The organism is Clostridium mucosae (assembly GCF_024622765.1).
Classification (GTDB): domain Bacteria; phylum Bacillota; class Clostridia; order Clostridiales; family Clostridiaceae; genus Clostridium.
In genome coordinates, this window is record NZ_JANKAF010000008.1 from 1 (window position 1) to 13,574 (window position 13,574).

Annotated in this window: 16 protein-coding genes; 15 read left to right on the forward strand and 1 reads right to left on the reverse strand. The window is 28.6% G+C overall.

What is annotated here, in order from left to right:
- The coding region (locus tag NSA50_RS10160) for an IS3 family transposase (RefSeq protein WP_257443380.1) at positions 1-83 on the forward strand (83 nt) is incomplete at its 5' end.
- A gap of 191 nt (positions 84-274) precedes the next feature.
- Here NSA50_RS10160 and NSA50_RS10165 read toward each other — a convergent pair.
- A complete protein-coding gene (locus NSA50_RS10165; RefSeq protein WP_195264345.1) occupies positions 275-682 on the reverse strand; it encodes a hypothetical protein in 408 nt (135 codons plus the stop codon).
- A gap of 288 nt (positions 683-970) precedes the next feature.
- On the opposite strand from NSA50_RS10165, the gene NSA50_RS10170 reads away from it, so the two are divergent.
- From NSA50_RS10170 to NSA50_RS10235, 14 genes are all read left to right on the forward strand, one after another.
- The gene (locus NSA50_RS10170; protein WP_257444897.1) at positions 971-1,270 is read left to right on the forward strand and encodes an ATP-dependent Clp protease adaptor ClpS; all 300 of its coding nucleotides are present in this window, start codon (positions 971-973) and stop codon (positions 1,268-1,270) included.
- Between the two features lies 1 nt (position 1,271).
- Positions 1,272-3,503 carry an ATP-dependent Clp protease ATP-binding subunit ClpA gene (gene clpA / locus NSA50_RS10175; RefSeq protein WP_257444899.1) on the forward strand — a complete coding sequence of 744 codons (2,232 nt, stop codon included), beginning with the start codon at positions 1,272-1,274 and terminating at the stop codon, positions 3,501-3,503.
- Between the two features lie 381 nt (positions 3,504-3,884).
- A complete protein-coding gene (locus tag NSA50_RS10180) occupies positions 3,885-5,018 on the forward strand; it encodes an SEC-C metal-binding domain-containing protein (RefSeq protein WP_195264348.1) in 1,134 nt (377 codons plus the stop codon).
- Positions 5,019-5,033: 15 nt separating this feature from the next.
- Complete coding sequence (locus NSA50_RS10185; RefSeq protein ID WP_257444902.1) at positions 5,034-5,303, forward strand: hypothetical protein; 270 nt, start codon at positions 5,034-5,036, stop codon at positions 5,301-5,303.
- Positions 5,304-5,321: 18 nt separating this feature from the next.
- Positions 5,322-6,248 carry a tetratricopeptide repeat protein gene (locus NSA50_RS10190; RefSeq protein ID WP_195428327.1) on the forward strand — a complete coding sequence of 309 codons (927 nt, stop codon included), beginning with the start codon at positions 5,322-5,324 and terminating at the stop codon, positions 6,246-6,248.
- Between the two features lie 273 nt (positions 6,249-6,521).
- Complete coding sequence (locus NSA50_RS19890) at positions 6,522-7,448, forward strand: 4Fe-4S dicluster domain-containing protein (protein ID WP_257444905.1); 927 nt, start codon at positions 6,522-6,524, stop codon at positions 7,446-7,448.
- Between the two features lie 27 nt (positions 7,449-7,475).
- Positions 7,476-8,366, forward strand: coding sequence for an RnfABCDGE type electron transport complex subunit D (locus tag NSA50_RS10200; protein WP_257444907.1), 891 nt, complete (start codon positions 7,476-7,478; stop codon positions 8,364-8,366).
- Between the two features lie 7 nt (positions 8,367-8,373).
- The gene (locus tag NSA50_RS10205; RefSeq protein ID WP_195264353.1) at positions 8,374-8,988 is read left to right on the forward strand and encodes an RnfABCDGE type electron transport complex subunit G; all 615 of its coding nucleotides are present in this window, start codon (positions 8,374-8,376) and stop codon (positions 8,986-8,988) included.
- Positions 8,989-9,009: 21 nt separating this feature from the next.
- Complete coding sequence (rsxE, locus tag NSA50_RS10210; RefSeq protein ID WP_195264354.1) at positions 9,010-9,726, forward strand: RnfABCDGE type electron transport complex subunit E; 717 nt, start codon at positions 9,010-9,012, stop codon at positions 9,724-9,726.
- A gap of 14 nt (positions 9,727-9,740) precedes the next feature.
- A complete protein-coding gene (gene rsxA / locus NSA50_RS10215) occupies positions 9,741-10,319 on the forward strand; it encodes an electron transport complex subunit RsxA (RefSeq protein ID WP_195264355.1) in 579 nt (192 codons plus the stop codon).
- Between the two features lie 13 nt (positions 10,320-10,332).
- A complete protein-coding gene (locus NSA50_RS10220; protein ID WP_195264356.1) occupies positions 10,333-11,130 on the forward strand; it encodes an RnfABCDGE type electron transport complex subunit B in 798 nt (265 codons plus the stop codon).
- Between the two features lie 245 nt (positions 11,131-11,375).
- Entirely contained in the window at positions 11,376-12,161 is a 786-nt protein-coding gene (locus tag NSA50_RS10225; protein WP_257444911.1) for a C1q-like domain-containing protein, read from the forward strand.
- A 31-nt stretch (positions 12,162-12,192) separates the two neighbouring features.
- Positions 12,193-12,333: a hypothetical protein gene (locus NSA50_RS10230; protein WP_195264358.1), complete on the forward strand. Its 141-nt coding sequence runs from the start codon at positions 12,193-12,195 to the stop codon at positions 12,331-12,333.
- 215 nt (positions 12,334-12,548) lie between these two features.
- Positions 12,549-13,562 carry a DNRLRE domain-containing protein gene (locus tag NSA50_RS10235; protein ID WP_257444914.1) on the forward strand — a complete coding sequence of 338 codons (1,014 nt, stop codon included), beginning with the start codon at positions 12,549-12,551 and terminating at the stop codon, positions 13,560-13,562.
- Positions 13,563-13,574 lie beyond the last annotated feature (12 nt).

The following is a 13,574-nucleotide window of genomic DNA, read 5'->3' on the forward strand; positions in this document are numbered from 1 at the left end:
TTTATTATAATAACTACAGATATAAATGGGATCAAAAAAAGATGACCCCTGTTCAATACAGAAATCATCTTCTTTGTGCATAACCCTTTTTTTATAATGTCCTTGACATAGGTATCAGTTTATTTCGTTAGCCCCTTTATAAAAACAAGAGATTAATTTTTTTAAGGCAATAAAGCTTGCTCCAAATTGGATAAATTTTATATTAAATAGATTTTTGAGATTGCGCTTTTTTTATAAAAAATCTAGTAGGACTGTATATGAAGTTACAGTCCTACTAGATTTTCCAGTGCTCTTTAAATTTTAGAACTTCATTTAAACTTTTAGTAGACATTTGTTGAGTTAACACTAGTTCATCTTCAAGTTCAGTCATCCTCTTTCCTAGGACTTGATCTAATACAGATAAATCGTCTTGAAGTTTATCAATTACATTAAATTTCTCAGATATTATATTTAATACATGAGTAATATCATTTTTAAATTTATCTTGCTCAGATTTCATAACTTGAACTTCAGTTTGAAGTAAGGCTAAGTTGTGACTAGTGTTTAAGATAATATTTTTCATTTGGTTTAATATTTTAGGTAATTGCTTAAGCATTTCATTTGTCTCTTGTAATGTAAAATCAGTATTATCTTTTATGTGAGATGTTATACTTCCTAAATTTAAAATTTGATCTTCCAACATTTATCACCTCTTTATAATATATGCTTTTAAATATATTAGGTACATACAAAATAAAAAAAGTCAAAATGATGGTTTAAATATGTATTAATTACTAGTTTATAATTATTTATATTTTTCAATCTTTAATAATATAAATAATATATATGATAAATAAGTTTGAGTGCTTAAATAATCACTGCTATTAAAATAGAACTTAATTTATTGTATAATAGTATATAGTCTGAAATATGATATCTTAAGAAAAAAGTGTATTAATTTTTATACAACTATATTTATGGAGGAATCAATTTGGAAACTAATGCTAATATAGTAGAAAAGGTAGATTTAAAGATAAAAAAGCCTAAAAAATTTATAGTTATTATGCATAATGATGATTTTACAACTATGGAATTTGTAGTTGCAATTTTAAATGATATTTTTAATAAGAATATGGAAGAAGCTAACAAAATAATGATGGAAGTCCATAAAAATGGTAAGGGGGTAGCAGGAATATATCCATATGATATAGCTATATCAAAAGCAACTAAGGCAATGACCATTGCTAAGGAAGAGGGATTTCCATTTAAGCTTACAGTAGAGGAGGAGTAAAATGGATATTAGTAAAGTAGTTAGAGATATTTTGCTTAGATCATATAGTAATGCAAAAGAAAATAAAAATGAATATGTAACACCAGAGCATCTATTATTAAGTGCACTAGAAGAAGATTATTTTGTTGAGATAATAAAAAAGTTAAATGGAGATGTAGAAGAACTAAAAAGTGATTTAATAAGCTATATAGATGAGTATGTTGACAAGATAGAAGATGGAGAGCCAGAAGAAAGCTTTGGTATTAGAAATATATTAATTGTTGCTACTCAGCAGGCTGCTTTTAGTGAGAAAAATGTTGTTGCACTAGAGCATATAATTGCAGCAATTTATGCACTCAAAGATAGTTATGCAGTATTCTTTCTAGAAAAGCAGGGGATAAATAAGCAAGAATTATTATTTGAACTTTCACATAATAAATCAGAAGAAGAAAATGTATCTAAAGATGCAATAAGAATAATAAGAGCAGATAAAGCTCATGAAAAGCAAAATAAAAGTATAATAAACAGTTATTGTACAAATTTAATAGATGCTGTTTCACAAGAAGAAGGCGATCCTCTAATAGGTAGAAAAGATATAATAGATAGGACAATACAAATACTTTGTAGAAGAACTAAGAATAACCCTGTTCATATAGGAGAGCCTGGAGTTGGGAAAACTGCTATAACATTAGGACTTGCAAAATTAATAAAGGAAGGAAATGTTCCAGATAAACTTAAGAATGCACAAATATTTTCCTTAGATATAGGAACTATACTTGCAGGAACAAAGTATAGGGGAGATTTTGAAGAAAGAATAAAACAAATATTAGATGAAATAAAAACTTATGAAAATCCTATAGTTTATATTGATGAAATTCATAATATAGTTGGAGCAGGAGCACTAAATGGAAGTTCATTAGATGGTGGAAGCTTAATTAAAGGTTATTTATTAGAAGGTAAAATAAGATTTATTGGAGCAACTACATTTGATGATTACAAGAAATACTTTGAAAAAGATAAAGCACTTATAAGAAGATTTCAAGTAATTGAAGTGAAAGAAACTAGTATAAAAGAAACTGTTAAAATATTAGAAGGTATTAGAGAAAATTTTGAAGAATACCATAAAGTAAAGTTTACAAATGAATCTCTAAAGGCAGCGGTTGATTTAAGTGCTAAGTATATTAACGATAGATTTTTACCAGATAAGGCAATTGATATAATAGACGAGGCTGGAGCATATGTAGACATTAATAGAGAAACTTATAAAGATGGAATAGTAGATGAAAGAGTAATTGAAGAAATAATATCTAAAATTTGTCATATTCCTAAGCAAACAATTGAAAATACCGAAATAGAATCACTTAAAATTCTAGAAAGTGAACTTAAGAAAAATATTTTTGGTCAAGATCAGGCAATAGAAGAAGTTACTAGATGCATAAAAATGTCTAGAGCAGGATTAAATGATGATAATAAACCAGTTGCATCTATGTTGTTCGTTGGGCCAACAGGAGTAGGTAAGACTGAAATTGCAAGAGTTTTAGCTAAAACATTGGGTGTTGATTTAGTAAGGTTTGATATGAGTGAGTATGGAGAAAAACATGCTGCATCAAAACTTATAGGGTCTCCTCCTGGATATGTAGGATATGAAGAAGGAGGACTCTTAACAGATACTATAAGGAAGAAACCTAATTGTGTTTTACTTTTAGATGAAATAGAAAAGGCACATTCAGACATATTAAGTGTATTGCTTCAAGTTATGGATTATGCCACACTTACAGATAATAAGGGACGAAAAGCAGATTTTAGAAATGTAATAATAATAATGACATCTAATGCTGGTGCTAGAGATATTGGTAAAAATCTTGTTGGATTTGCTAGGGACACAATAAAAATGGAGGCTATAAGTGATGAAGTTAAAAGAGCATTTACTCCTGAGTTTAGAAATAGATTAGATAAGGTTGTAGTATTTAATCAAATAAATAAAGAAATGGCTAAGGATATAGCACAAAAAGAATTAAGTAAATTTAAGTATAAACTTACAAATAAAAGTGTAAACTTAGAATTTAGTGAAGAATGTATAGATTTTGTAAGTGAAAAGGGATTATCTAAAGAATTTGGCGCAAGAGAAATTCTAAGAGTTATAAATTCAGAGATAAAACCACTGTTAGTAGATGAGTTATTATTTGGAGAATTATCGAATGGTGGAAGCTGTAAGATAGTCATAAGTAATAGCAAATTTAAGATAGAAAAATAAATTAATATATTAGTAAGAAAAGACATGGTTGTATCAAAATAAATTTTGATATTAGCCGATAACAGGGGAAGTTCTAATTCGAGATTCCCTTGTTGCTCATATATAAATAATAGACAAAAATTTTAATTTAAGTTTAAAAACGTCTTTAAGTAAGTAAAATCAATGGCTTAAAAGGAGCTCGCGTTTAGCGAGCCCCTTTATAAATATAATAGATCAACTTCTTTAGCAGTAAAACTTACTTGAAATGGAATAAATTTTATATTAAATAGATTTCTGAGATGGTGCCATCTGTTTTATTATATTAAAATCTTATTATGTACACAAATACGAAAAACATATATAATGGTATTTGTTTTTAATTGAATATAAGAGGTGACACAGATGGATAAGGATATAAGTAAAATACAAGAAGATATAATAAAAAAGGATATAAGGAAAGTTGAAAAGTTATGGAAGGATGTAGAAGAAAATGATACTTTAGAGTATCATTTAGATAGGATGACCAAAGATGAGCTAGTTAAAGTTGCTAGTAATTATTCTGTAAGAGGGATTACATCATTAAAAAAAGCAGATGCAGTAAATAAAGTAAAAGATGGAATAATAAATAATATTGATTATGTATTAGAACTTTTAGATTTAGATGCATTTTTATATTTAGATGAAATAATAAAATTAGATGGTAAAAAGGAATACTTTGGATCAGAACTTATTAACGCAAATTATTTTAGAAATAGAGGAATAATGTTTACTGGAATAGATCATGGTAAGCTATATGTTATAACACCTAAAGTATTATGTGATATAATAAAAGATAAGTTAAATGATAATTTAAAATCTATTGCAAATAATAATTCTGATATTATAAAACTTTCTGCTGGCCTAATATATTTTTATGGAGTTCTAACAATTGAAGAGTTAAGCAGAATTTTAAATGAAGAATATAGTTTTGATTTAGAATATGAGAAGTTCAAAAAGTTGCTTTTAATTGGAGAAGAAGTAGGATTTGATTATCAAATAGAGGAAGATTTTGTTTATCACATAGATGTTGAGGATCCTCTTTTTATAATGGAAGAAAGAAATAAAAATATAGATATAAATTTTGCAAAGTTTGATAGGAAAACTTTATTAAAAGCTGCAAAGCCTGATTATATAGAAGAAAATAAACAAGCAGATAAACTTGAGAAAGTATTGAATGAGTTATTTGTTATAGATAAAAATATATTAAGAGAAGAAATAGATAGTTTTTCAATAGCTATAAAAAATGAAGCACCATTAGATGAAGCAATAGATACATTCTTAGAGGCTTATGAAATAGAAAGTGAAGAAGAAAATGAAATTCTTAAGGAAGAGTTAAAGAAATTATCATTAGGTGTTAAAAGATGGACATTAAAAGGGCTTACTCAAAGGGAAATAGATAATAAGAAAAAAACTATTGTAAACGAAGAGAAGATAGGAAGAAATGATCCATGCCCATGTGGAAGCAATAAAAAATATAAAAAGTGCTGTGGTAAATAAAAGGGGAGTTTAAATATGATCTTTAAATATTTAATATTAGGATTTATAGTTGAAAGTTTTTCAATTCTAAATAATGAGTTTAATGTTTCAAATATAAAAGACATAAAAACTTTTTCAAGGTGGATTGGAGAAGTTGTAGTGTTAGAAGGTTCATTATATATATTTTTAGCATCTGCATCAATATTTTTTGAAATGAGTATAGTAATCATTATAGTATTTATAATCCTTATTGAGATATTTTTCTTTAATGTAATAAATAAAGGAATAAAAAACTTTATTAAATAAATATAAATGAGGTAAAAGATGAAAGATAATAGATATCTTTTTGACAATTATATTAATATAGCTAGAAATTTTATAACAGAAAAAGAATATGTAAAAGCATTAAAGTTTTATAAAAAAGCATATAAATTCGAACAGGGAAGAAAAGATATAGAACTTATATTGGATATAGCACTTTTATATGATAAATTAGGTTATAAAGATTTATCAGAGGAAAAATATAGAGAAGCTATTTTAATAGAAGAAAAAGATGCAAGAGCATATTATGGACTAGGGGTTCTTTATGATGAAGATGGATTTTTAGAAGATGCTATAGAATATTATAAAATTGCTATTAATTTAGATAATAATTACGATAGAGCATATTTTTATTTAGCTAATGCATACGACGAATTAAGTGATAAAAAAAGTGCTATAAAATATTATAATAAAACCTTAGAATTAGTACCCGATGATTTATGGGCAAATGCAAATTTAGGATGTATTTATGAAGAACTAGGAGAATATTCTAAAGCTTCAAAATACATGAATAAATCCTTAGAAATTGATCCAAATAATTTTAGAGTCTTATTTAATATGGGAGTATTACTTAAAAATTTAGGAAGAGAAGAAGAAGCAAAAAAATATTACAAAAAATCTATAGAGAAAAATTCATATTATCCATATAGTTATTTAAATTTAGCGGTCTTATATAGAGAGAAAAATGATTTTAATAAAGCAATAGAAATTATAACTGATGGAATAAAAAATAATTCCGATTCAGGTTTCTTGTATTATAATAGAAGCTGTTTTTATGTCAATATAGGAGAGTTACATAAAGCTTTTAATGATTTAACTAAAAGTATAGAGCTTAATGATCTATTTTTTGAGTATATGATGAAAGATAAAGAATTAGATAAATTAAGAAATTTACATGAATATAATGACTATTTAAAAAGTAAGCTATAGTAGCTTACTTTTTCATTTGAAAGTGATTGTTAAAAAAATAACTAAAATGTAGATAAATAAAAAAAATCTTAGTAATTTTAGGCAAAGTTAAGGTATTTATGATATTTAATATAAAAATTTTAAAGTTTATATTAAAAACTTTGTTAAATAAATTACAAAAGTTGTGGGAAGATAGTATTTATGGTAAGATGAGAATATAACCGTTAAAATATACGGATTATATAGTATATTTTAACGTTAAATACTTTAAATAAAAGTAGGAGGTTTTTTATAGTGTTAAGTAATCTTTTTAGTAATGTAAATGTTTCTAATAAATTATTTACATTAAATGATTCTAGCATACTAGAATTATCAATTGATAATTCTAAAGAGTTAGATGCTAAAGAAATCGAAGAAAGCTTAGTGTTACCTTATGAAAATAATAAAGGTAAAAAAGTAATAATAAAAGCTTTTAGTTTACAACCTAATTTAAATGGGTATGGAACAATAGTAAAAGAGAGAAAAGAAGATTTAAAAAAAGGATTAGAAAAAATTAAATCAGTTTCAAAGTTCAAATTTGTAGTAGATGGAAGGGATAAAAGTCTACAAGAATCTCTAAAAGAATATGGAGAGATTATAAAAGTATCATCTACAACAGATCTATATGAAAGTAAATTAATTTCTAAAGTATATAGCGAAGAAAAAGATATAGCTATATATGATATTATTGAAATTATACAATTAGGACAAGCTTTAAATGGAAAAAGCACAGAAATACTAACTACTGTTTATGGAAGCGCTATAAATGGTAGAAAAGTTGTTGCGCTAAAAAAAGGAACAACATATAAAGAAGTGTTTGATGCATTAAATGGTAATGCAAATGAACTTAAGAAAGTTATTAATGGTGGTAGTATAAATGGAACACCTATATATAATTTAGATTCAGTAATAGGTGATACAACTACAGGGATTTTATTCTTAACAGAAAAAGATTCACCATCTGAAGCAAGTTACAGTTGTATAAGATGTGGAAAATGCTTAAGAGTCTGTCCAGAAGGATTAAACCCAATAAAATTAGTTGAACTTTATAAAATGGGTGCAAAAGAAGAATTTGTAAAGTTTGGCGGAGAAAAATGCATTGATTGTGGTTTATGTAGTTTTGTTTGTCCTTCTAATATAGAAATAGCACAAACAATTAAAACTTCAAAAACATTTAAATAGTAATAAATCTGAATAGGAGTGAAGAGAGTGGAAATTAAAAATCTTAAAATATCACCAGCACCTCATGTGAAAAAAGGTCTTGGGATTAATAAGATAATGCTTGATTTTATTATAGCATTAATTCCAGCAATATTTGCAGGAGTATATTTTTATAAGATCGATGCTGTTAAAGTAATAGTTGCAACTGTTGTAACTAGTATTATAGCAGAAGGGCTTTGGAATAAGTTTGTAAAGAAAAAATCTTTTTTTACTGATTTAAGCCCAATAGTTTTAGGTATTATTCTAGCACTTATTATGCCGACTTATGTTCCGTTATGGATCCCTATCATAGGATCAATATTTGCAACAATTGTTGTTAAACAGTTTTTTGGTGGACTTGGCCAAAACTTTATGAATCCAGCATCCGCTACAAAGGCATTCTTAATTGCTTCATGGGCTGGAGTTATGGCAAAGCCAGCTACAGATGCAACATCAGCAGCATCTAGTTCAGCAGAAGTAGTAGTTCCATTAATTGATAAAATTATAGGACAAGCAAATGGAAGTATAGGAGAGGTTTCTATCTTAGCATTATGTATAGGGGGACTATACTTAGTATTAAGAGGAAGAATAAGCTTAAGAGGACCAATCGCATTTATAGCTTCATCAATGATTATGTATAATATTTTTGGAAAAGACTTATTACTTCCTGGAGCATTTTTTGTAGCAGCTATATTTATGACTACAGATTATGGAACAACACCAATGACAAAGATAGGACAATACATATTCGGAATAATAGCAGGGGTTTGTGCAGCAATTATAGCTGTTAAGGGATTTAATCCAGAAGGACCTTATTATGCAATTATAATTACTAATTTATTTACTCCTCTTATAGAGTATTTTACAACTAAAAAAATAAAAGTTAAGAAGGAGGCTTAATAGAATTATGAAAGAGAATTTTAAGCTAGGAGGAATCCTTCTAATTATAACTATGATTGCAGGTCTTGTACTTGGATTTGCAAATGATTTAACTAAAGAAGCAATTATAGAAAATTCAAAAGTAAGTAAAGAGGATTTAAGTTATATAATGCCTGAGGCAGAAGGTATTCAAGATATGGATATTGCACTTGATTCTGAAGGTAATGTAAAGGAAATATATGAAGCTGTTAATGGAAATGATGTAGTAGGATATGTATTAAAAGTTACTAGCAAAGGATTCCATGGGGCAGTCGATTTTGTAGTAGGAATATCAAAAGAAGATAAGGTTTCAGGAATAAAGGTATTAGCGCATAGTGAAACACCAGGTCTTGGAGCTAAAATTGCAGAAGATAAATTTACTTCTAGATTTAAGGATAAGCCTGCAGTAGGATATTTAGAAGTAGTTAAAGTAACTCCTAATAAGGATAATGAAGTAGAGGCTATATCAGGAGCTACAACTTCAAGTAAAGCATCTGTTAGTGCAGTAAATGAAGCTATAACTTTCTATTTAGAAAACATAAAGGGAGAAGAAGTAGCACCACAAGAAGATACTGATGCAGATACAGGGGCTAGTGCAAATTAATAATAAATTAGGAGGAAAATAATGAATAAGTTAATTGAAAGATTAAAAAATGGGATAATTACTGAAAACCCGATTTTTGTTCAAGTTTTAGCTATGTGTCCTACTTTAGCAGTTACAACAAGTGCTAAAAATGCATTAGGTATGGGACTAGCTTCAACTGTAGTTTTAATATTTTCTAATATGATGATTTCAGCAATAAGAAAATTAGTTCCAGATAAGATTAGAATACCAGCGTATATAGTAGTTATAGCATCATTTGTTACAGTAGTAGATATGTTAATGCAAGGGTATATTCCTAGCTTATATTCATCTTTAGGAATCTTCATACCGTTAATAGTTGTTAACTGTATAATATTAGGTAGAGCAGAAGCTTATGCTTCAAAAAATCCAATTTTACCATCTATATTTGATGCTATTGGAATGGGACTTGGATTTACTATTGCATTATTCTTAATAGGAACATTTAGAGAAATCTTAGGAGCAGGACAAATTTTAGGTATTCAAATAATACCTGAAAGTATTAAACCTGCGTCCATAATGATATTAGCGCCAGGTGCCTTCTTTACTTTAGGTGGGCTTATGGTAGTCTTAAATGCTTATAATATAAGAAAAGCAGCAAAAACTGGTGAAGCAGTTAAAACGCTAGAACATAGTTGTGGAAGTTGTTCAGGATGTGGAACAGGAAGCTGTGGTAGCAGTAATAGTGGAATAGAAATAAAAGAAAATAAGAAAAACTAAGAGGGGTGTAACAAATGGAATTATTTATGATTTTCATAGCAGCAATGCTTGTAAATAACTTTGTACTTTCAAAATTCCTAGGGATATGTTCATTCCTTGGAGTTTCAAAGAAAAAAGATGCTGCAGTAGGAATGGGACTTGCAGTAACATTTGTTATGACATTGGCTTCAATAATGTCATGGCTAGTATATAATGGAATATTAGTTCCATTAGAATTAGAATATTTAAAAACAATAGCTAATGTACTAGTAATTGCGGCATTAGTTCAATTTGTTGAAATGGCAATGAAAAAATTATCTCCAGCTCTTCATAAGGCATTAGGGATATATTTACCACTTATAACAACAAACTGCGCAGTTTTAGGGATGGCTACATTAAATATACAAGAAGGATACAACTTTATAGAAGCTATAGTAAATGGATTAGGCGCTGCATCAGGATATATGCTATCAATAGTACTATTAGCTTTCATAAGAGAGAAAATAGATAATAATGAAAATATACCAGTTGTTCTAAGAGGGTTGCCAATAACATTATTTACAGCGGCATTAATGTCAATTGCCTTTTTAGGATTCCAAGGATTAATTCACTAGGAGGAGATTTAAAATGAATATTTTATTTGCAGCGTTAAGCTTAGGAATTCTAGGATTAATTTTTGGAGTGCTTTTAGGCTTTGCTTCAAAGGCTTTTGAAGTTAAAGTTGATCCTAAGATACCTATGTTAAGAGAATGTTTACCAGGAGCAAACTGTGGGGGATGTGGTTTTGCTGGATGTGATGCTTATGCAGAAGCTGTTGTAACAGCTGGTGCAAAACCAAATTTATGTTCTGTAGGCGGAGTAAAAACTGCAGGAGATATAGGTGGAATATTAGGTATAGCAGTAGATGCAACAGAAAAGATGACTGCATTTGTAAAGTGTAATGGAAATTGTGATTCAGCTAAGTCAAAATATGACTTAGAAGGTGTAAATGATTGTCTTACAGCATCATTAATGATTGATGGTGGTGCTAAATCATGTTCATATGGATGTTTAGGTCTTGGAAGTTGTGTTAGCGTTTGTGAGTTTGGAGCATTAGAAATCGTAAATGGAATTGCTAAAGTCAACATGGACAAATGTACAAACTGTGGAGCGTGTATAAATATATGTCCTAAAGGACTTATTGAATCAGTCCCTGTTTCAAGTAAAGTAAGAGTTGAATGTAACAATATAGAAATAGGAAGACATGTTAAAGAAAATTGTTCGGCTGCATGTATAGGCTGTAGGTTATGTGAAAGAAATTGTCCTAAGGATGCTGTTCATGTAACTAATAATTTAGCTAAGGTTGATTATGATAAGTGTGTAAATTGTCAATTATGTACTAAAAAATGTCCAACAGGTGCTATAAAAAATATATTTTTAAATTAAAATTATTTTTAATTTATATACAAAGTGGATTCGTTAAGAATCCACTTTTTTATAATATTTTATTAAGTTTATATTAAAAAATGAATTATAAAAAATAAGATTGTGCAATGCTAATTTTGTTTAAAAAAAATATATATTTAAATTAATTTTTGTTTTATTTATAAACGAAGAACATACTATAATTGTTAGAATATTATGTATTATACGAAGTAAATTTATATAAAACTAAGGAGGAAAAATAGAATATGAATATGGATGAGTATTTAGAAGAACTTGAACGTAGATATAGATATTCTAATAATAATCAATGTCAACCGAATTGTAGATGTAATAATTGCTGTTGTGTTGGACCAAGGGGACCAGTGGGGCCAAGAGGACCAATTGGTCCAGCAGGACCAAGAGGGGCAATGGGACCAGTAGGATCAATGGGGCTACCAGGAATAAATGGCGTAGATGGTGAAAGAGGTCCGAGGGGACCAGTAGGGCCAAGAGGACCACAAGGAATTCAAGGACCATATGGACCACAGGGACCAGTAGGAGCACAAGGAGCAACCGGAGCAATGGGACCACAAGGACCAGTAGGACCAGCAGGAGCACCAGGAGCAACAGGAGCAACAGTCCAATTAAGAGGCATAAATGCGGATTTGATAGGAAGTAGGTCTGGATCAATTTTAAATGAAAACAATGTAACATTTGATAATATAATTAATAATCAAAGTCAAAATATTAGTTATAATAGGTCAACTGGTGAATTTACAATTAATGCCGCAGGTAATTATTATGTTACTTGGTGGATAAATACTGATGGTGCAGGATCAGCTAATTTTATAGATTTTGATTTACAATTAAATAATGATGTAGTAGGTTCTAGTTCATCTCCTAATACAACAGGACAAATTCATGGAATGGCGTTTGTAACAGTTTTGAATACTCCTTCTACACTAACTTTAGTAAATAGAACAGGTCAAACTGTTAATTATGCAGGAACATCAATACAAGCTAATATAGTAATTGTAGAAGCAACAGTCTAAGTTTCTGCATAGTATTAATGTAAGAGAATATATGTATGAACTAATTACTGGAATAACTCAAAATTTATCAGTACCAGTAATATTAGGAGAAGGTTTGCTATTATTTTTCGCAGCAACAATTCCTGGTACCACTGGTAATGGTACTACAATTGCAGGTATTTCTATAGATTAATTTATATTTCTAATTAAATATATCAAAAAATTTGTACAGAGGGTAGTTCTTCTGTACATTTTTTTGTTCGAAAGTAAGATCAAATTATAAATTTATAATTAATAGAAGAATTAAATAGAAACTTCAGTAATTATATGATAAAAATGCATTTTAGATAAACATAATTTACTTTTTTGAATATTATGTAATAAGAAGCTAATTAGGGGGTGCTACAATTGGTTTATAGAAATATATATACTTGCGAAGATACTTTTGTATTTAATAGACTAGTAAATAAAAATTTTTCTGATTTACCATATTTAGCAGTAGGCTACAACTGTAGTAGTTACAGAAGATTTATAGGAGAGTTTATGACATTGATGAAGTTCAATCTTAATGAATTTAATCAAATTATGTATTTTTCTGAAAGTAATCTAATGCTATATGTTACATCAGCAAACTTTACAAATTGTGACAGAGTAAAAATAGATATATATAGAAATTTAGAAGATTATAATGTAAATAGTGTTACTGATTCTACTGCACCTAGAGCTATATATACAGGAATAAGTAAGATAATATCTTCTGCAGATGTTAATATGTATATAAGTATAAGCATTAAAGAATTGATAAGGGATTGGATTAATGATATTTTTCCTAACTATGGTATAACTATACGGATAGAAAATTCAAAAGAATATGTCGAATTTGCTTCAAGCAGATCTGGAAATGGTCCTTATTTAAAATTGTGTCAAAACCATACAATACCGATCGGAGCAACGGGAGCAATAGGAGCAACGGGAGCAACAGGAGCAACGGGTGCAACAGGAGGAATTGGTCAGTTAAGGGGAATTCAAGCTCAATTAATAGGAGATCCTGTGGGGTTTGTTAACAATAATAGTAATGTAATATTTAATATGGTTTTAAATAATCAAAGCTTAGATATTATTTATAATTCATTAACAGGAGAGTTTACAATTTTGAAAACTGGTAATTATTATGTTACTTGGTGGGTATCAGTAGATGGTGCAGGAGAAAGTACATTTACTAATTTTGCTATAAGATTAAATGGTAGAATGGAAGTTAGTGGATCCTCGCCAATAGTAACTGGACAACTAAATGGAAGTGCACTTGTCACTATTGGGTCAGTGCCAGCTATATTAAGTTTAGTTAACACTACTGGAAATAGCGTTATATATGGAAATACGCCTAGACAGGCTAATATTATAATTTCAGAGATATCTGTGTAATTATATTAACAA